General features: G+C 69.9%; 15 protein-coding genes and 1 pseudogene. All 16 read left to right on the plus strand.

The features are described 5' to 3' along the window. Window positions 1–105 (plus strand): annotated as a pseudogene (locus tag ACLL9L_RS14300) (NADH-quinone oxidoreductase subunit B); the annotation flags it as partial. Next, window positions 105–869 carry an NADH-quinone oxidoreductase subunit C gene (locus ACLL9L_RS14305; RefSeq protein ID WP_411285331.1) on the plus strand — a complete coding sequence of 255 codons (765 nt, stop codon included), beginning with the start codon at window positions 105–107 and terminating at the stop codon, window positions 867–869. The pseudogene ACLL9L_RS14300 and the gene ACLL9L_RS14305, both read left to right, overlap by 1 nt. After that, window positions 869–2233, plus strand: a complete 1365-nt coding sequence (locus ACLL9L_RS14310; protein ID WP_411285332.1) for an NADH-quinone oxidoreductase subunit D — start codon at window positions 869–871, stop codon at window positions 2231–2233. Before ACLL9L_RS14305 ends, ACLL9L_RS14310 begins: the two co-directional genes overlap by 1 nt. Then, on the plus strand, window positions 2234–3154 hold the full coding sequence (nuoE, locus tag ACLL9L_RS14315) for an NADH-quinone oxidoreductase subunit NuoE (RefSeq protein ID WP_411285333.1): 921 nt from the start codon (window positions 2234–2236) through the stop codon (window positions 3152–3154). Beyond that, complete coding sequence (gene nuoF, locus ACLL9L_RS14320; RefSeq protein ID WP_411285334.1) at window positions 3151–4470, plus strand: NADH-quinone oxidoreductase subunit NuoF; 1320 nt, start codon at window positions 3151–3153, stop codon at window positions 4468–4470. The genes nuoE and nuoF overlap by 4 nt, the downstream gene beginning before the upstream one ends. Next, complete coding sequence (locus tag ACLL9L_RS14325) at window positions 4467–7025, plus strand: NADH-quinone oxidoreductase subunit G (RefSeq protein WP_411285335.1); 2559 nt, start codon at window positions 4467–4469, stop codon at window positions 7023–7025. Before nuoF ends, ACLL9L_RS14325 begins: the two co-directional genes overlap by 4 nt. A 23-nt stretch (window positions 7026–7048) precedes the next feature. Beyond that, window positions 7049–8497: an NADH-quinone oxidoreductase subunit NuoH gene (gene nuoH, locus ACLL9L_RS14330; RefSeq protein WP_411285345.1), complete on the plus strand. Its 1449-nt coding sequence runs from the start codon at window positions 7049–7051 to the stop codon at window positions 8495–8497. Further along, the gene (nuoI, locus tag ACLL9L_RS14335; RefSeq protein ID WP_411285336.1) at window positions 8490–9260 is read left to right on the plus strand and encodes an NADH-quinone oxidoreductase subunit NuoI; all 771 of its coding nucleotides are present in this window, start codon (window positions 8490–8492) and stop codon (window positions 9258–9260) included. The genes nuoH and nuoI overlap by 8 nt, the downstream gene beginning before the upstream one ends. Continuing rightward, complete coding sequence (locus ACLL9L_RS14340) at window positions 9257–10027, plus strand: NADH-quinone oxidoreductase subunit J (protein WP_411285337.1); 771 nt, start codon at window positions 9257–9259, stop codon at window positions 10025–10027. The genes nuoI and ACLL9L_RS14340 overlap by 4 nt, the downstream gene beginning before the upstream one ends. Continuing rightward, complete coding sequence (nuoK, locus tag ACLL9L_RS14345) at window positions 10024–10323, plus strand: NADH-quinone oxidoreductase subunit NuoK (protein WP_411285338.1); 300 nt, start codon at window positions 10024–10026, stop codon at window positions 10321–10323. Before ACLL9L_RS14340 ends, nuoK begins: the two co-directional genes overlap by 4 nt. Before the next feature lie 12 nt (window positions 10324–10335). Next, on the plus strand, window positions 10336–12315 hold the full coding sequence (gene nuoL / locus ACLL9L_RS14350; protein WP_411285339.1) for an NADH-quinone oxidoreductase subunit L: 1980 nt from the start codon (window positions 10336–10338) through the stop codon (window positions 12313–12315). Further along, a complete protein-coding gene (locus ACLL9L_RS14355; protein WP_411285340.1) occupies window positions 12315–13859 on the plus strand; it encodes an NADH-quinone oxidoreductase subunit M in 1545 nt (514 codons plus the stop codon). The genes nuoL and ACLL9L_RS14355 overlap by 1 nt, the downstream gene beginning before the upstream one ends. Further along, the gene (nuoN, locus tag ACLL9L_RS14360; protein WP_411285341.1) at window positions 13859–15487 is read left to right on the plus strand and encodes an NADH-quinone oxidoreductase subunit NuoN; all 1629 of its coding nucleotides are present in this window, start codon (window positions 13859–13861) and stop codon (window positions 15485–15487) included. The genes ACLL9L_RS14355 and nuoN overlap by 1 nt, the downstream gene beginning before the upstream one ends. Then, the gene (locus tag ACLL9L_RS14365; protein ID WP_411285342.1) at window positions 15484–16485 is read left to right on the plus strand and encodes a polyprenyl synthetase family protein; all 1002 of its coding nucleotides are present in this window, start codon (window positions 15484–15486) and stop codon (window positions 16483–16485) included. The genes nuoN and ACLL9L_RS14365 overlap by 4 nt, the downstream gene beginning before the upstream one ends. Window positions 16486–16509: 24 nt before the next feature. Further along, window positions 16510–17181 carry an MOSC domain-containing protein gene (locus ACLL9L_RS14370; RefSeq protein WP_411285343.1) on the plus strand — a complete coding sequence of 224 codons (672 nt, stop codon included), beginning with the start codon at window positions 16510–16512 and terminating at the stop codon, window positions 17179–17181. A gap of 987 nt (window positions 17182–18168) precedes the next feature. Further along, a partial coding sequence (locus tag ACLL9L_RS14375) for a DUF222 domain-containing protein (protein ID WP_411285344.1) occupies window positions 18169–19079 on the plus strand: 911 nt, incomplete at its 3' end.

Raw genomic sequence — 19079 nt, forward strand, 5'->3', positions numbered from 1 at the left:
CAGAACGAGCCGCTGGGCATCAACCGGGTGAACGCCGTGAAGGCGGCCGAGGCGGCAGCCCTGTCGGCGACGCCGACCCACGCGATGAAGGGACTGCTCGCCTGATGGCCGACGACAGCACGGTCCCGGTGACCGGTCACGCCGCCGGCCAGGAAGCCGCGGAGGAGCACACCAACCTCCCGGCCCTGCTGGGCACGACGCCGGACCCGGTCGTCGTCGGCGAGCGCACCGGCATGTTCGGGGCCTCCCAGGGCGGCGACACCTCGGGATACGGCGGCCTGCAGTCACCGATCCTCTTCCCCGGCGCCTCGCAGCGGCCCTTCGGCGGATTTTTCGACGAGGTCGCCGACCATCTGGAGCGGGCGCTCGTCGGCGGCACCGCGTCGTGGGCCGAGGCCGTCGAGCGGGTCACCGTCGACCGCGGCGAGATGACGATCTTCGTGCGCCGCGAACACCTGGTGACCTTCGCCCAGACGCTGCGCGACGACCCGGGCCTGCGGTTCGAGATCTGCACCGGCGTCTCCGGGGTGCACTACCTCGCCGAGGTGGGCCGCGAGCTGCACGCGGTCTACCACTTCCTCTCGATCACCCACGGCAGCCGCCGGATCCGGGTCGAGGTCACCTGTCCAGACAGCGACCCCCACATCCCGTCGATCGTCGCGGTCTATCCCGCCAACGACTGGCACGAGCGCGAGACGTGGGACATGTTCGGCATCCAGTTCGACGGCCACCCGGCACTGACCCGGATCCTGATGCCCGACGACTGGCCGGGCCACCCGCAACGCAAGGACTACCCGCTCGGCGGCATCCCCGTCGAGTACAAGGGCGCCACCATCCCACCGCCGGACCAGCGGAGGTCCTACTCCTGATGACCACACAACGCACGCACAAGGACCCCTATGCGACGTCGCGCGCAGACGAGGCCCACGGCGAGGGGGCGCACGTCTTCAACGCCTCCGGCGCCGACTGGGACGACCTCGTCGACGAGGCCACCGCGCTGCACGAGGAGCGCATCGTCGTCAACATGGGTCCGCAGCACCCGTCGACCCACGGCGTCCTGCGGCTGATCCTCGAGCTCGACGGGGAGACGGTGACCGAGACCCGCGCGGGCATCGGCTACCTCCACACGGGCATCGAGAAGAACATGGAGTTCCGCACCTGGACCCAGGGCGTGACCTTCTGCACCCGGATGGACTACCTCACCCCGATGTTCCAGGAGACGGCGTTCTGCCTCGCGGTGGAGAAGCTCCTCGGCATCACCGACCAGATCCCCGCGCGCGCCTCGACCATCCGGGTGCTCATGATGGAGCTGACCCGGATCAGCTCCCACCTCATCGCCCTCGGCACCGGTGGCCTGGAGATGGGGGCGACGACCGTGATGACCGTGGGCTTCCGGGAGCGCGAGCGGATCCTGTCGATCATCGAGATGATCACCGGGCTGCGGATGAACAACGCCTACATCCGCCCCGGTGGGGTCGCCCAGGACCTCCCCCGGGGGGTCTTCGACAAGATCCGCGACACCATGCCCCAGCTGCGTCGCGGCCTCAAGGAGCTCGAGATGCTCCTCGTGGAGAACCCGCTGCTCAAGGGCCGCACCGTCGATGTCGGCTACCTCGACCTCACCGGGTGCATGGCGCTCGGCGTCACCGGTCCGATCCTGAAGGCGGCGGGTCTGCCGCACGACCTGCGCAAGGCCTCGCCCTACTGTGGCTACGAGGACTACGACTTCGAGATCCCGACGCGCGACACGTGCGACGCCTACGGCCGGCTCCGGGTCAGGATCGACGAGATGTACCAGTCGCTGCGCATCGTCGAGCAGGCCTGCGAGAAGCTCCAGGCCGACGAGCCCGGTGCGCCGGTCATGGTCGCGGACAAGAAGATCGCCTGGCCGGCCCAGCTCGCCATCGGCGGCGACGGGATGGGCAACAGCCTCGACCACATCCGCGAGATCATGGGTGAGTCGATGGAGGCCCTGATCCACCACTTCAAGCTTGTCACCGAGGGATTCCGGGTCCCGCCCGGCCAGGCGTATGCCGCGGTCGAGAGTGCCAAGGGCGAGCTCGGCTGCCATGCGGTGTCCGACGGGGGGACGCGTCCCTACCGGGCGCACTTCCGTGATCCGTCCTTCAACAACCTGCAGGCCGTGGCCGCGATGTGCGAGGGCGGCCAGATCGCCGACGTCATCGTCGCCGTGGCCTCGATCGACCCGGTCATGGGAGGGGTGGACCGATAGATGTCAGCCACATCGCAGAGTCAGACCGCCAGCGGACATCTCACGGTCAGTCCCGAGAGCAAGGCGCCCTACCCCGCAGAGGTCGACGCGCAGCTGCGCGTCGACGCCGCCCTGGTCATCGCGCGCTACCCGCAGAAGCGCTCGGCGCTGCTGCCGCTGCTCCACCTCGTGCAGAGCATCGACGGCTACGTCGCCGGCCGGGGCATCGCGATGTGCGCCGAGCTGCTCGACCTCGAGACCGCCGAGGTCAGCGGGGTGGCGACGTTCTACACGCAGTACAAGCGTCACCCCAACGGCGAGTTCACCGTCGGTGTCTGCACCAACACCCTCTGCGCCATCATGGGCGGCGACCAGATCTGGGAGGCCGTCAGCGACCACCTGGGGGTGGGCCACGACGAGACGACGCCGGACGGCAAGATCACGCTGGAGCGCATCGAGTGCAACGCCGCGTGCGACTACGCTCCGGTGGTCATGGCCAACTGGGAGTTCTTCGACAACCAGACGATCGAGTCGAGCACGGAGCTCGTCGACGACCTGCGGGCCGGACGTCCGGTCAGGCCCACCCGCGGCGCCGACACGGTCTGCTCGTTCAAGCACGTCTCCCGCGTCCTGGCCGGGTTCCCCGACGGGTTGGCCGACCAGGGCGTCGGCGCCGGCCAGGCCTCTCTGGAGGGCCTCCTGGTTGCCAGGGACCGCGGCTGGACCGCCGCAGGCGACGAGGCTGGCGGCGACAGGGCTGGCGGCGACAGCACCTCGACCCGGGCCAGTTCCGCGGGCGAGCGCACCGACGCGCTCGTGGCCGGTCTGCCCAGCTCGACCGACTCCCCGTCCAACGAGCCTGACGAGCTGCCGGGCGGTGAGCCGGCCGCAGACGCCGGGCCGGACGCCACGGCCCGGAAGAACGGCGAGGAGCACCGATGACGACCCAGCTCACCCCCATCCTGACGAAGTTCTGGGACCACCCGCAGTCGTGGACCCTGGCGACCTACGAGGACAACGAGGGGTACGACGGCCTCAGCAAGGCGCTCTCCATGAAGCCGGAGGAGCTCGTTGCCGCGACGAAGGACTCCGGACTGCGCGGTCGCGGCGGCGCGGGGTTCCCCACCGGCATGAAGTGGGGCTTCCTCCCCCCGCCGGACGGCGGCCCCCGCTACCTCGTCGTCAACGCCGACGAGTCGGAGCCGGGCACCTGCAAGGACACGCCGCTGATGATGGCGGCCCCGCACTTCCTGATCGAGGGCATGGCCATCACGTCGTATGCCATCGGATGCACCCACGCCTTCATCTACCTGCGTGGAGAGCTCGTCCACGTCTACCGTCGCCTCATGCGCGCGGTCGAGGAGGCGTATGCCGCGGGCCACCTCGGCACGGACATCCACGGGTCGGGGTTCGATCTGGACATCACCGTGCACGCCGGCGCCGGGGCGTACATCTGCGGCGAGGAGACGGCACTGCTCGACTCGCTCGAGGGTCGCCGCGGCCAACCGCGCCTCAAACCCCCGTTCCCGGCCGTCGCGGGCCTCTATGCGCGCCCGACCGTGGTCAACAACGTCGAGTCGATCGCCTCGGTGCCATCGATCCTGCTCCACGGCGCCGACTGGTTCAAGAACATGGGCACCGAGAAGTCGTCGGGCTTCGGCATCTTCAGCCTTTCCGGTCACGTCAAGCGACCGGGGCAGTACGAGGCGCCGCTCGGCATCACCCTGCGCGAGCTGCTCGACCTCGCCGGCGGGATGAAGGACCCGCAGCAGAAGCTGAAGTTCTGGACCCCGGGCGGGTCCTCGACGCCGCTCTTCACCGACGCCCACCTCGACGTGCCGCTGGACTTCGAGTCGGTTGGCGCGGCGGGCTCGATGCTCGGCACCCGTGCCCTCCAGATCTTCGACGAGACGACCTGCGTCGTGCGCGCCGTCGAACGGTGGACGGACTTCTACAAGCACGAGTCCTGCGGAAAGTGCACCCCGTGTCGTGAGGGCACCTGGTGGCTCTCGCAGATCCTCGAGCGGCTCGAGCACGGCGAGGGCAGCGAGGCCGATCTGGACAAGCTGCTGGACCTGTGCGACAACATCCTCGGCCGCTCGTTCTGCGCCCTCGCCGACGGGGCGACCTCGCCGATCACGAGCAGCATCCAGTACTTCCGCGACGAGTACGTCGCGCACCTGACGCACGGGGGCTGTCCCTTCGACCGCGACGCGTCGACGCTCTTCGCCAAGGAGAAGGAGACGGCGTCCGCATGACGAGCACACCTGCGACCACCACGAGTCCGAGCGCCGGCGGCAACGCCGTCAGCAGCGGTGGGGACGCCAAGATCCCCGCCGGTCCGGCCGCCGTCAGCCTCACAATTGACGGCGTTGCCGTGTCGGTCCCGAAAGGCACCCTCGTCATCCGGGCGGCCGAGGAGATCGGCGTCCAGATCCCGCGGTTCTGCGACCACCCCCTCCTCGAGCCGGTGGGCGCCTGCCGCCAGTGCCTCGTCGACATCGCGACACCCGGCCCGGACGGCTCGATGCGGGCGATGCCCAAGCCGCAGGCCTCGTGCACCATCACGGTCACGGACGGCATGCAGGTCAAGACCCAGCACACCTCGCCAGCGGCCGACAAGGCGCAGCACGGGATCATGGAGTTCCTCCTCATCAACCACCCGTTGGACTGCCCGGTCTGCGACAAGGGCGGCGAGTGCCCCCTGCAGAACCAGGCGATGAGCAACGGTCGGGCCACCTCGCGCTTCGAGGACGTCAAGCGCACGTATCCCAAGCCGATCAACATCTCCAGCCAGGTCCTGCTCGACCGTGAGCGGTGCGTGCTCTGCGCCCGGTGCACCCGCTTCTCCGACCAGATCGCGGGCGACCCGTTCATCGCCCTCGTCGAGCGGGGTGCCCTCCAGCAGGTCGGCATCTACGAGGACCAGCCCTTCGAGTCCTACTTCTCCGGCAACACGGTCCAGATCTGCCCGGTGGGCGCGCTCACCGGGGCGGCCTACCGCTTCCGCTCGCGGCCCTTCGACCTCATCTCGACGCCCAGCGTCTGTGAGCACTGTGCCTCGGGCTGCTCGATCCGCACCGACCACCGCCGCGGTGTGGTGCTGCGCCGGATGGCCGGCAACGACCCGGAGGTCAACGAGGAGTGGAACTGCGACAAGGGGCGCTGGGCCTTCCAGTCCACGACCCTGCCCGACCGCCTTACCGTGCCGCTGTTGCGCGACGAGCACGGTGACCTGCGTGCTGCTGGCTGGCCGGAGGCCCTCGAGGTCGCGGCGGCAGGACTGCGCAGGGCCCGCAACGCCGGGGTCCTCGTCGGTGGGCGCGTGTCCGCCGAGGACGCCTACGCGTACGGCAAGTTCGCCCGCATCGCCCTCAACACCAACGACATCGACTTCCGCGTGCGGCCGCACTCGGCCGAGGAGGTCGCCTTCCTGGCCACCCACGTCGTCGCCGCGGGTGTCGACGGCTTGCTGGGGAGTGCGGCCGTCTCCTACCTCGACCTCGAGAGGGCGAAGGCGGTGCTCCTCGTCGGCTTCGAGCCCGAGGACGAGTCGCCGATCGTCTTCCTGCGCCTCCGCAAGGGAGTCCGCACGAACCGGACCGCCGTGTATGCGGTGGCCCCCTTCTCGACCCGTGGGCTCGACAAGCTGTCGGGCATACTCGTCCCGACCGCACCGGGGTCCGAGACCGCGGCGCTGGACGACCTCGCCCGGTCCGAGGTGGGGGCCCAGGCCCTGCTGACCGGGCTCGGCGACGGCGGCGTGATCCTCGTCGGCGAGCGCCTCGCGACGGTGCCCGGCGCACTCGCCGCCGCCGTCCGCCTCTCCGAGCAGACCGGCGCCCGCCTGGCCTGGATCCCGCGCCGTGCGGGGGAGCGGGGCGCCATCGAGACCGGCGCCATCGGCGCCCTCCTGCCCGGTGGCCGTCCCGCGTCGAGTGCCGCCGCCCGCACCCAGGTGGCCGAGGTCTGGGACGTCGTGGGGCTGCCCGACACCCCCGGGCGCGACACCGACGGCATCATCGAGGCCGCCTGTTCAGGCGAGATCGACGCCCTCGTCGTCGGCGGCCTCGACCCGGCCGACCTCAGCAACCCCCGCGTCGAGGAGGCCCTCGCCAAGACCTTCGTCGTCTCACTCGAGGTCCGAGAGTCCGCCGTCACCGCGGTCGCCGACGTCGTCCTCCCGGTGGCGCCGCACTCGGAGAAGTCGGGCTCCTTCGTCAACTGGGAGGGGCGCCTGCGCCGCTTCGAGGCTGCCATCGAGACCAACTCCATGAGCGACCACCGCGTCCTCGACCTGGTCGCGGACGAGCTCGGGGCCTTCCTCGAGACGCGCACGCAGGAGCAGATCCACGCCCAGTTCGACGAGCTCGGCCCGTGGCGCGGTGAGCGGGCGAGCCTCGAGCCCGTCACAACCGCCACCGCATCCGGCACCACGACTTCCTCAACCGATGTCGCGACAACCGATGTCGCGACGAGCCCTACCGACCGCGAGGGCTTCGTCCTCGCGACGTGGGCGACGCTCCTCGACGCCGGCCGGCTGCAGGACGGCGAGCCCTTCCTCGCCGGCACCGCCCCCGCGGCCGTGCTCAAGGTCAACGCCGCCGGGGCCCAGCAGATCGGCGCCGCCCAGGGCGAGCTCGTCACGGTCAGCACCGCCCGGGGCTGCGTCACGGTCCCGGTCCAGGTCGTTCACGACATGGTCGACGGGGTCGTCTGGCTCCCGACGAACTCGGCCGGCTGTGCCGTCCGCGCCACCCTCGGGGTCGACGCCGGCGCCCGGGTCACCGTCACCACGGAAGGCGGCCGCTGATGACTGCGACCCTGCTCACGACGATGGCCACCGGGGCGGTCACCGAGCTGCACGGCATACTTGCCGCTGCTCCCCACCTCGGTGTGCCGACGGTCGACAACCCCAAGGCAGACTTCACCGACACGCCGTGGTGGCTCTCGCTGATCAAGGCCCTCATCATCTTCGTCTACCTGCTGATCAGCACACTGCTGGTCATCTGGTTCGAGCGGCGCGTCATCGGCCGCATGCAGCAGCGCCCCGGCCCCAACCGCACCGGTCCGTTCGGGCTGCTCCAGACCCTCGCCGACGGCATGAAGTCGATGCTCAAGGAGGACGTCACCCCCGCGGCCGCCGACAAGCTGATCTTCACCCTCGCGCCGCTCATCGCCGCGACGATGGCCTTCGTCTCGTTCGCGATCATCCCGATGGGTGACAAGGCGTCGATGTTCGGCCACCTGACCCCACTGCAGCTGACCGACCTGCCCGTCGCCGTGCTGCTCGTGCTCGCCGTAGCCTCCGTGGGGGTCTACGGCATCATCCTGGCCGGCTGGTCGTCGGGCTCGACCTATCCGCTGCTCGGCGGGCTGCGCTCGACCGCCCAGATCATCTCCTACGAGATCGCCATGGGCCTGTCCCTGGTCGCGATCTTCATCTACAGCGGGTCGATGTCGACGTCCCAGATCGTGTCCGGCCAGTCGAGCCTCTGGTACATCATCCCGGCGTTCTTCTCCTTCGCGGTCTACCTCGTGACCATGGTCGGCGAGACCAACCGGCTGCCGTTCGACCTCGCCGAGGGCGAGGGTGAGCTCACCGGCGGCTTCCACACCGAGTACGGCTCGATGCGGTTCGCCATGTTCTTCCTCGGTGAGTACATCAACATGTTCACCGTCTCGGCCCTGGCAACGACGATGTTCCTCGGCGGTTGGCAGGCCCCCCCCGGCATCGCCGCCATCAACGACGGCATGTTCAACCAGGGGTGGTGGGGCGTGCTCTGGTTCACCGCCAAGCTCTGGATCTTCATGTTCTTCTTCGTCTGGCTGCGCGGCTCGCTGCCCAGGGTGCGCTACGACCAGTTCATGCGCTTCGGGTGGAAGTTCCTCATCCCCGTCACCCTGCTCTGGGTGGTGGCCGTCGCCTTCATCCGCGGCTCGCAGAACGGCTGGTTCGGGACCTCGTTCATCACCGTCGTGAACCGACAGATCCCCACGGCGACCCTGGTCGCGGTCAGCGTCATCGCCGTCGCGGCCCTGGCCGGGTCATGGATCTGGGACAACAAGCGCGCCGACAGGCTCGAGGCGGCCACGGCGTTGAGGCGGCCCAGCGAGGTCGACCCCTTCGCGGGGGGATATCCTGTGCCGCCGTTGCCCGGCCAGACGCTGCGCGAGCCCACCCGGGTCGCCGTCGGCGCCGGGGCGCCCGTCGCCGGTCGGACCACCGACACCAGCACCACGGTCCTCGAGAGCACCACCGCACAGGAGGATGGACGTGGCTGACAGCCCAGACACGGGGGCCACGGGTCCCGTGGCCGAGACGCCCATGCCCGGCAGCTCCTCCGGCAGTTCGAGCACGCCCAGGCGCGTTCCGCCCCGCGCGGGCACCCGGAAGCCGAAGCCGCAGGAGGAGTCGCGCAGCAGCGCCCTCGGTGAGCTCTTCGCACCCGTCGCCGGTTTCGGCGTCACCTTCGCGACGATGTTCCGCAAGGTCGCGACCGAGGAGTACCCCGAGGTCAAACGTCCGACGGAGGCGCGCTTCCACGGCCTGCACCAGCTCAACCGGCACCCCGACGGCCTCGAGAAGTGCATCGGGTGCGAGCTGTGCGCGTGGGCCTGCCCGGCCGACGCGATCCTCGTCGAAGGAGCGTCGAACGACGACTCGGAGGGCGGCGGTGGCCGCTACTCGCCCGGTGAGCGCTACGGCCGCGTCTACCAGATCAACTACCTGCGCTGCATCTTCTGCGGGCTCTGCATCGAGGCGTGCCCGACCCGCGCGCTGACGATGACGAACTTCTACGAGCTCGCGGACAACAACCGCGCCGACCTGATCTTCACCAAGGACCAGCTCCTCGCCCCGATCCAGGAGGGCATGCTCCCGGCTCCGCACCCCATGGTCGACGGGATGGAGGAGCGGGACTACTACCGCGGCAAGGTGGCGCGGTCCACGCCCGAGCAGCAGACCTGGGTCACCGATCACGGTGCGGCCGGGGACGACACGACGGGCGCCGCGGGCGCGACGGCGGCCGGGGAGGTCGTGCGATGACCTCCACCGGTGAGGCCGTCATCTTCTGGATCCTCGGGCCGCTCATGGTCCTGGCCGCCCTCGGCCTGCTCTTCGCCCGCAAGGCGGTCCACGCGGCCATCTGCACGGCGTTCGTCATGGTCAACCTCGGCGTGCTCTACATCGTCCAGAACGCCGAGTTCCTGGGCATCGTCCAGGTCTTCGTCTACACCGGCGCCGTCATGATGCTCTTCCTCTTCGTGCTGATGCTCGTCGGCGTCGACTCCTCGGACTCGCTCGTCGAGACGATCAAGGGCCAGAAGGTGGCCGCGCTGGTCCTCTGCCTCGGTCTGGCCGGGGTGCTGTTCTTCGCCCTCGGGTCGCTGACCCTCCCCACGCCGAAGGGCGTGACGGCCGTCAACGACGAGACCGGCAACATCACCGGCGTGGCCAACCTCGTCTTCGGCAAGTACGTCTGGGCCTTCGAGATCACCTCCGCACTGCTCATCACCGCGGCCATCGGCGCCATGGTGCTCACCCACCGCGAGCGGATCGGCGAGAAGCTGTCCCAGCGTGACCGGTCCGAGCGACGCGTCCGGGAGAACTCCTACGTGGCGGGACTGCCGGCCCCGGGCGTCTACGCTCGACACAACGCGGTCGACACCCCGGCCCTGCTGCCCGACGGCAGCCCGAGCGAGCTCTCGGTCTCGCGGGTGCTCGTCTCCCGCGACCAGATCAGTGCTCCGGAGCAGTACCACGCCGCCGAGCAGGCGATCGAGGACGAGATAGAGGAGAGTTCGACGCGATGAGCCTGAGCCACTACCTCTTCCTCTCGACGGCGCTCTTCTCGATCGGCGCGGCCGCCGTGCTGTTGCGCCGCAACGCGATCATCGTGTTCATGGGCGTCGAGCTGATGCTCAACGCCACCAACCTCGCCTTCGTCACCTTCGCGCGGATCCACGGCACCCTCGACGGCCAGGTCATCGCCCTGTTCGTGATGGTCGTCGCGGCCGCCGAGGTCGTCGTGGGCCTGGCCATCATCATGGCCATCTTCCGCGCCCGCCGGTCGGCTTCGGTCGACGATGCCAACCTGCTGAAGCTGTAAGGAGCAACCGGCGTGCACACACTCTCCACCGTGCTCGGCTCGTATGCCGGGCCCGGTGCCCTCGCGGGCGCGGGCAACGGCGTCGCCGCCCAGGCGAGCGGCCTCACGGCATACGCGTGGCTGCTCGTCGCGCTGCCGCTGCTCGGCGCGGTGCTCCTGCTCGTCGGCGGCCGCCGGACCGACACGTTCGGGCCGGTCCTGGCCACCCTCCTCTCGTGGGGGTCCTTCGTGCTCGGCGTCATCGTCATCGTCGCCATGGTCGGGCGGGCCGATGCCGACCGCGCCCAGCAGCTCCACCTCTTCACCTGGCTGCCTGCCGGTCAGTTCAACCTCGATGCAGGGCTGCTGCTCGACCCGCTGTCGCTGGCGTTCGTCATGCTCATCACCTTCGTGGGGTCGCTGATCCACGTCTACTCGCTGGGGTACATGAAGGGCGACCCCGACAGGCGGAAGTTCTTCGGCTACCTCAACCTCTTCGTGGCCTCGATGCTCCTGCTCGTGCTCGCGGACTCCTACCTGCTGCTTTACGTCGGCTGGGAGGGCGTCGGTCTCGCGTCGTGGCTGCTCATCGGGTTCTGGAACCACAACCCGGCCTACGCCACCGCGGCCAACAAGGCCTTCGTCGCGAACCGTGTCGGTGACCTCGGCCTCTCCGTGGCGATCATGATCATGTTCTTCCAGTTCGGCAACGTCGACTACGCCTCGGTCAACGCCGGCGTCGCGCAGGCGAACGAGGGTGCCCTCACGGCACTGGGCCTCTTCCTGCTGCTGGGCGCCTGCGGCAAGTCGGCGCAGTTCCCGCTGCAGAGCTGGCTCGGGGACGCCATGGCGGGCCCGACCCCGGTCTCGGCCCTGATCCATGCCGCGACGATGGTCACCGCCGGCGTCTACCTTGTCGTGCGCAGCCACGCGATCTTCGAGGGCGCGCCCAACGCGCAGCTGGCCGTCGTCGTCGTCGGGGCGATCACGCTGTTGTTCGGTGCGATCGTGGGCTGCGCGAAGGACGACATGAAGAAGGCGCTGGCCGCGTCGACGATGAGCCAGATCGGCTACATGATGCTGGCGGCCGGGCTCGGGCCGGTGGGATACGTCTTCGCGATCTTCCACCTGCTCACGCACGGGTTCTTCAAGGCCGGGATGTTCCTCGGCGCCGGGTCGGTCATGCACGGCATGAACGACGAGGTCAACATGCGCCGCTTCGGTGGTCTGTCCGCGGTCATGAAGATCACCTGGGTCACGTTCGGCCTCGGGTGGCTGGCGATCCTCGGCGTGCCCCCGTTCGCCGGCTTCTGGAGCAAGGACAAGATCATCGAGGCTGCGTTCATCGGTGAGGGCTGGCGCCCCTGGGTCTTCGGGATGGCGGCGCTCCTCGGCGCGGGCATCACGGCGTTCTACATGTCCCGCCTGTTCTTCATGACCTTCCACGGCAAGCGGCGCTGGACCGACGACGTCCACCCGCACGAGTCACCCCTGACGATGACGGTGCCGATGATGGTGCTCGCCGTCGGGTCGGCCGTCCTCGGGGTCGTCCTCGGCTTCGGTCAGACGAGCCTGCTGCAGAGCTGGCTCGACCCCGTCTTCGGGATCTCCGGGGGCGCCGAGCACGAGCCCGTGCTCCCGCCCACCGTGCTCCTCGTCCTGACGCTGGCGCTCGTGGCCGGCGGCATCGGGCTCGCGTGGATGCGCTACCTGCGCGACGCCGTCCCCGTGGTGGCCCCCCAGGGCAACCTGGTCACCCGGGCGGCCCGCAACGACCTCTATCAGGACCAGGTCAACGAGGGCGTCCTGATGCGCCCGGGCACCCACCTGACCCGCTCCCTCGTCTTCGCGGACAGCAGCGGGGTCGATGGTGCGGCGGGCGGGCTCGCCGCCCTCATCGGCGGGACGTCGTCGCGGCTGCGGCGGATCCAGAACGGATACGCCCGCTCCTACGCCCTGACGATGCTCGCGGGCATCGTCGTGATCCTCGGTGCGCTGTGGGTGATCCAGTGATGAACACGCTCCCCTGGCTCACGATCATCGGCCTCATCCCCCTCGTCGGTGCGGTCGTCGTCTGGCTCCTCCCGACGGCCCTGGCCGGCCTGGCCAAGCACCTCGCCGTCGGCTTCTCCGTCGTTACGCTGCTCATCAGCATCGGCGCGGCGCTGCAGTTCGAGACGAGCAGCACCCAACAGTTCCAGCTCGTCGAACAGCACCAGTGGATCCCCCAGTTCGGGGTCAGCTATGCCCTGGGCGTCGACGGCATCGCGTTGGCGCTCATCGTCATGTCGACGATTCTCACCCCGATCTGCCTGATCGCTGCCTGGCGGGACCTGCCGGGTGAGGAGGGGAGCCCGCGGGAGAAGAACTACTTCGCCCTGATGCTCGTCCTCGAGACGTTCATGGTCGGGGTCTTCGCCGCGACCGACGTCTTCCTGTTCTACGTCTTCTTCGAGGCGATGCTCATCCCGGTCTACTTCCTCATCGGCCAGTACGGCGGCTCCCGCCGTCAGTATGCCGCGATGAAGTTCCTGCTCTTCTCCCTCCTCGGTGGGTTCGTCATGCTCGCCGCCGTCATCGGTCTCTACACCCAGGGCCCCGGTGGCACCGATGGGTTCCTCATCTCCCGGCTGACCGGGCTGCAGATGGACGGCACGACCGAGCGGCTGTTGTTCCTCGGGTTCTTCTTCGCCTTCGCGGTGAAGGCGCCGATGTTCCCGTTCCACACCTGGCTGCCCGACGCCGCGTCGGAGGCCAAGCCGGCAACGGCGACGCTCCTCGTCGGCGTCCTGGACAAGGTGGGCACCTACGGCATGATCCGGTTCTGCCTCCAGTTGTTTCCCGAGGCGAGCACGTGGGCCACGCCTGTCGTCATCACCCTCGCGGTGATCTCGGTGCTCTACGGCGCGCTGCTGGCCATCGGCCAGACCGACATCATGCGGCTCATCGCCTACACGTCGATCAGTCACTTCGGCTTCATCGTCCTCGGGATCTTCGCGATGACGACGACCGGAGGCTCGGGGTCGACGCTCTACATGGTCAACCACGGCTTCACCACGGCGGCGCTGTTCCTCTTCGCGGCAATGCTCATCCAGCGTCGCGGCAGCAAGCGGATCGCCGACTACGGCGGGTGGCAGCGGGTCACCCCAGCCCTCGCTGGCGCCTTCCTCATCGCCGGGCTCTCGGGGCTGGGTCTGCCGGGCCTCGGCGCGTTCAACGCCGAGTTCCTCACCCTGGTCGGCACGTTCCAGCGCTATCAGGTGGCCGCGGTCGTCGCCACCATCGGGATCATTCTCGCCGCCCTCTACATCCTGCTCATGTACAAGCGGATGATGACCGGCCCGGTGCCCGAGAGCGCCGTGGGCACCCCTGACCTCGGCGCTCGGGAGAAGTGGGTCGTCGTCCCGATCATCGCCCTGTTCCTGGTGCTGGGCTTCTATCCGAAGCCGGTCCTCGACATCATCAACCCGGCCGTCCGGACGACGCTGACCTACGTGGGCGTCGCCGACCCCGCACCGGTCGTGCCCGTTGCCGCCGCCCAAGGAGGCTCCAAGTGATGTCCGCTGTGATGGCCTCCGCGATCGCCCCGGCGATCGCCGCCCGGCCGAGCGAGTTCACGGCGGCCACACTGGACTACGGCGCCCTGTCGCCGCTGCTCATCGTCCTCGGCATGGCCATCGTCGGGGTGCTCGTCGAGGCGTTCGTCCCACGGACCAGCCGGTATGCGGTGCAGCTGACCCTCACGCTGGTCGGCCTCGTGGCGGCCTTCGGCATGGTCGTCTGGGTGGCGCTGAACCCCGTCCACCAGGTGCAGACTGCCGGGCTCGTCACCTCGGGCGGCCTCGTCACGGGGTCTGTCGTCATCGACAAGCCGGCTCTCTTCCTCCAGGGCGCGCTGCTGGTCTTCGCGGTGCTCGGCGTGCTGTCGATGGGGGAACGCCTCGGCGGAGTGGGCGCGGACGCGTTCACTCCGATGGGTGCGGCGACCCCCGGCTCCGGCCAGGAGGCGATGGCGCTGCGCGCCGGGGCGATGACCTCGGAGGTCTTCCCGCTGATCCTCTTCTCCGTCGCCGGGATGCTGCTCTTCCCGGCTGCCGGTGACCTCCTGACGATGTTCATCGCGCTCGAGGTCCTGTCCCTTCCGCTCTACATCCTCACCGGGCTCGCCCGCCGGCGGCGGCTGCTCTCCCAGGAGGCGTCGCTGAAGTACTTCCTGCTCGGCGCCTTCTCGTCGGCGTTCTTCCTCTTCGGCACCGCCCTGCTGTTCGGCTACTCCGGCTCGGTTTACCTCACCGACATCGCGGTGGCCATCCCCCAGGGCGGCTCCGCGCTCTCGGGCCTGCTGGTGCCGGGGGTGATCCTCGTGGCCTCCGGGTTGCTCTTCAAGGTCGGGGCCGTGCCGTTCCACTCGTGGACCCCCGACGTCTACCAGGGCGCGCCGACCCCGGTCACCGGGTTTATGGCTGCCGCGACCAAGCTGGCCGCCTTCGGCGCGATCCTGCGCCTGGTCTACGTCGGCATCGAGGCGGACCGGTGGGACTGGGCGCCCGCCGTCGCGATCATCGCCATCCTCACCATGGTCGTCGGCGCGGTGCTCTCGGTCACGCAGACCGACGTCAAGCGGCTGCTCGCCTACTCCTCGATCGCCCACGCGGGGTTCATCCTCGTCGGCGTGCTCGCGTTCGACCGGGCCGGCGTCAGTGGCGTGATGTTCTACCTCGTCTGCTACGGACTGACCACAATCGCTGCCTTCGCCATCGTCGGCCTCGTCCGCGACGGCGGCTCCGAGGCGACCCACCTCTCGCAGTGGGCGGGGCTGGGCAAGCGACACCCCCTCACTGCGGGCACCTTCGCCTTCCTCCTCCTCGCGTTCGCCGGCATCCCGCTCACCTCCGGCTTCACCGCGAAGTTCGCCGTCTTCGAGCCGGCCCTCCGCTCGGGCGGCATGGGCACGGTCATGGTCGTCATCGGCCTGCTGTCCAGCGCCGTCACGGTCTTCGTCTACGTCCGGATCATCGTCCTGATGTACTTCACCCCGGCTCAGAACGACTCGGTGGCGGTCGTTTCCTCATCGTGGATGACGAAGACGGCCATCGGCGTCGGCGCGGTCCTCACGCTCGTGCTGGGCGTCGCCCCCTCGGCTCTGCTCCAGCTGGCCGGTGACGCATCACAGTTCCTGCGATGAGCGCTGCCCCGCCCGTCCTCGCGCTGCCCGGGGTGACCGCCGAACTGGCCTCGCGGCTCGAGCACGGGCTGGGCCGGGTGGACGACCTCATCCGTCGCACCGTGGACCATGACGACCCGCTCATCGCGGAGGCATCGGGCCACCTCTCGGACGCTGGGGGCAAGCGGGTCCGCCCGCTGCTCACGCTGCTGGCAGCCGAGCTCGGGACGGGGATCAATGACGACGTCGTGGCCGCTGCAGCCGGCGTCGAGCTGACCCACCTGGCCTCGCTCTACCACGACGACGTCATGGACGAGGCGGACGTGCGGCGTGGGGTCCAGAGTGCCAACGCGAGGTACGGCAACTCGACGGCGATCCTCATCGGGGACCTGCTCTTCGGCAAGGCGTCCGAGCTCATTGCCGGCCTCGGCGCCGAGGCGGTCCTCATCCAGGCTCAGACCTTCGTGCGACTCTGTGCCGGTCAGATCCGTGACGACCGTCCGTGCCCGGTCGGGGTCGACCCGGTCGAGCACTACCTCGGTGTCCTCGCCGACAAGACCGGCGCACTCATCGCCACCGCGGCCCGCTACGGGGCGATGTTCAGCGGCGGGACGCCCGAGCAGGTCGAGGTGTTACGGGCCTACGGCGAACGCCTCGGCATCGCGTTCCAGCTCGCCGACGACCTCATCGACATCTCCTCCGAGGCGCTCGAGTCGGGAAAGACGCCCGGCACCGACCTGCGCGAGGGCGTCGAAACCCTTGCGGTGCTCCACGCCAAGGCATCGACGGCGCCGGCGGACGCCCGGCTGCGGGAGCTGCTCGCCCAGGACCTGCACGAGGACGGCCTCCACGCCGAGGCCCTGGGGCTGCTGCGCTCGAACGTCGCGCTGGAGCAGGCCCGCGCGGAGACCCAGGCCGTCGGTCGCGAGGCCGTCGAGCTGCTCGCGCCGCTGCCGGTCGGGGACGCCAGGGCGGCGCTCGAGGCGCTGGTCACGTCCGTCATCGACCGCGTCGGCTGACCCTCCGCGGCTAGGGTGGATGATGTGGCCCATCTCCTGACCGTCAACACCGGTGTCCTGCGCCCCATCCCGTCGGGCAAGAACCTGCCGAGTGGCATCGACAAGCGTCCGCACGACGGCCCCGTCGAGGTGCGGGCGCCCGGGTCCAAGGCCGACGGCCTCGGCAGCGGTCTCGTCGGGGACCAGATCGGCGACCACCGTCATCACGGCGGCGACGCCCAGGCCGTCTACGCCTACGATCGTGAGGAGCTTGATGACTGGGAGAAGCTCCTCGGCCGTTCGCTGCACAACGGCGCCTTCGGGGAGAACCTCACGACCTCAGGGCTCGTCGTGAGCGACGCCGTCATCGGGGAACGATGGCGGGTCGGCGCCGAGGTCGAGCTCCAGGTGACCGGGCCCCGGATCCCGTGCGGCACCCTCCGGGCGCACATCGCGACGCGCGGCTGGCTCAAGACGTTCACCGCGACAGCCCGGTCGGGCGCCTACCTCTGCGTCGTGAAGCCCGGCACTGTCGTCGCCGGCGACGAGATCACCGTCGTCCACCGGCCGTCCCACGCCGTGCTCGTCTCGCACGCCTTCCGGGCACTGACCCTCGAACCCGATCTGCTACCTGACCTGCTCGCCGCGGGGGCCGACCTCGACGACGAGCTGCGCGAGATGGCCCAGGCTGGCCGGATTCCCCCCCGAGCCGTGTAGGCATTGGCTCGTGGGCCCGCTGCAGTCAGAGGGTCGGCTCCCACCAGAACCCTGGTCCCGCATGTGAGGTCGCCCCTGACGTCATCGGCCGACCTGATCCGGCAAGCCCAAGAGACCACATCGACGCCTGAACGGGCGTCCTCGTGGCGCGCCCACTGAGAGGGCGCGGGCCGACGGTACGCCTCGGCGACTCGACGACGGCAAAGGTGGTGCTCTGCGGCGCTCTGTCAACCTTGACGCGTTGGCCTGTGGATGGTGGGATGACGCGAATCAGGCCTGTGGACAACAGGATTCGCTGTGGACAGAGCCCGGAGGGGTGTCGGTGGTCGGTCCTACTGTTGTCCTTATGGAAGAGCAGCAGCCGGAGCCCGGCAGCGAGGTCATCGAGCCGGGACGGGTGTGGACCTGGCCGCGCACGACGCCGCCCGGTGTCGCGTTGGGTGAGCTGTTCGGCAATCTGGCCTCCTGGAAGTCGGCCCATGGCCGGGAGACGCTGCCGCCCCTGCAGGCGCGACGACGCGACCTCTGCAGCGCCGGAGCAGCTGCCGCCGGCCCGGCCAACAGCACGGCCAACAGCACGGCCGACGGCCCGGCCAATGACCCGGCCGACGGCGCGGCCAACAGCACGGCCGACGGCCCGGCCAATGACCCGGCCGGCGGCACCCCCGACTGCGCCCTCGATGGCGCCCCCGATGATGTCCTCGATGGCGCCCCCGGAGGCGCCGCTGACGGCTCGTCGGGTGGGGGTGCGTCGTGTGCGGGTGCGGGTGGGGGTGCGGCGGTGGGGGGTTCGATGCTGGACTGGCTTGAGGTGTCCGCGGACGCGGCGCAGCGGGCGTTGGGTGAGCCGACCTGGCGGCACGGCGGCGAGGGTCTGGGCGCGCGATGGGGCTCGTCGGCCGGTTGCGGAACACTCTCGAGTGTCTCGAGGTGGCGCTGGCCGGGGAGATCGGGGTCTAGGGGGCGGGCAACGAGGGTGGCCTGTCGGTGGTGGACTGGCTCGTCGACGCGGCCGGGGCGGCCGCGTCGAAACCGGAGGTCCAGCACGTGACCCGGGTCCTGAATGTCGCCCGGGCGCTGCGGGCGGGCGAGCCGGGGTCGGAGGTGTTCGGTGAGGCCGTCCGGTGCGGGGCGATGCCGTTGGTCAAGGCCGATCTGGTGTCCCGGTTCGTCACGGATGTGCGCTGCCTCGCCGACCCGCACGCGCTGGCCGCTGATGTCGAGGCGCTCGTCGAGGCGGCCTCGGACAACGACCGCGGTCGGGGGTTGACCGTCCAGGAGCTGCGCCGGGCGATCGGGTTCGCGACGCAGCTGATCACGCCGGCGGAGGACCTCGAACGCGATGAGCAGCGGCGTCGGCTGGGCCGGGCCCTGCACAAGAGCCGGGGACCGGCGGGGATGAGCCGCTACCAGCTGATCCTGGATCCTGAGGGTGCCGCGATCGTCGACGCCGCGGTCGCCGCGCTGTCGGCCCCGGTGAAGGGCCCGGACGGGCAGCTCGACCCGCGCCCGGCGGCGACGAGACGCGCCGAGGCCCTGCTCGAGGTGATCCGGCGTGGGGTCTCAGCGCCGGGGAAGCCGTCGACGAGCGAGAAGGCCCAGATCATCGTCACCATCTCGTTGGCGCACCTGCAGGACGGGTGCCGGGGGGCGGGGTTGACGATGTCGGGTGAGCTGCTCTCCCCGGCGGTGCTGCGCCGGATGGCGTGTGACGCGCGGCTGATCCCGATGGTCCTCGGCGGCCGGGGAGAGGTCCTCGACATCGGCGACGGGGAGCGGCTGTTCACGCCCGCCCAACGCAAGGCGGTCTGGCACCGCGACCATCAGTGCACGTTCCCCGGCTGCACGGTCCCGGCCCAGTGGAGCGATGTCCACCATGTCGCGTGGTGGAGTCGTGG

The organism is Lapillicoccus sp. (assembly GCF_046595215.1).
In the GTDB taxonomy this organism is placed as follows: Bacteria; Actinomycetota; Actinomycetes; order Actinomycetales; family Dermatophilaceae; genus Lapillicoccus.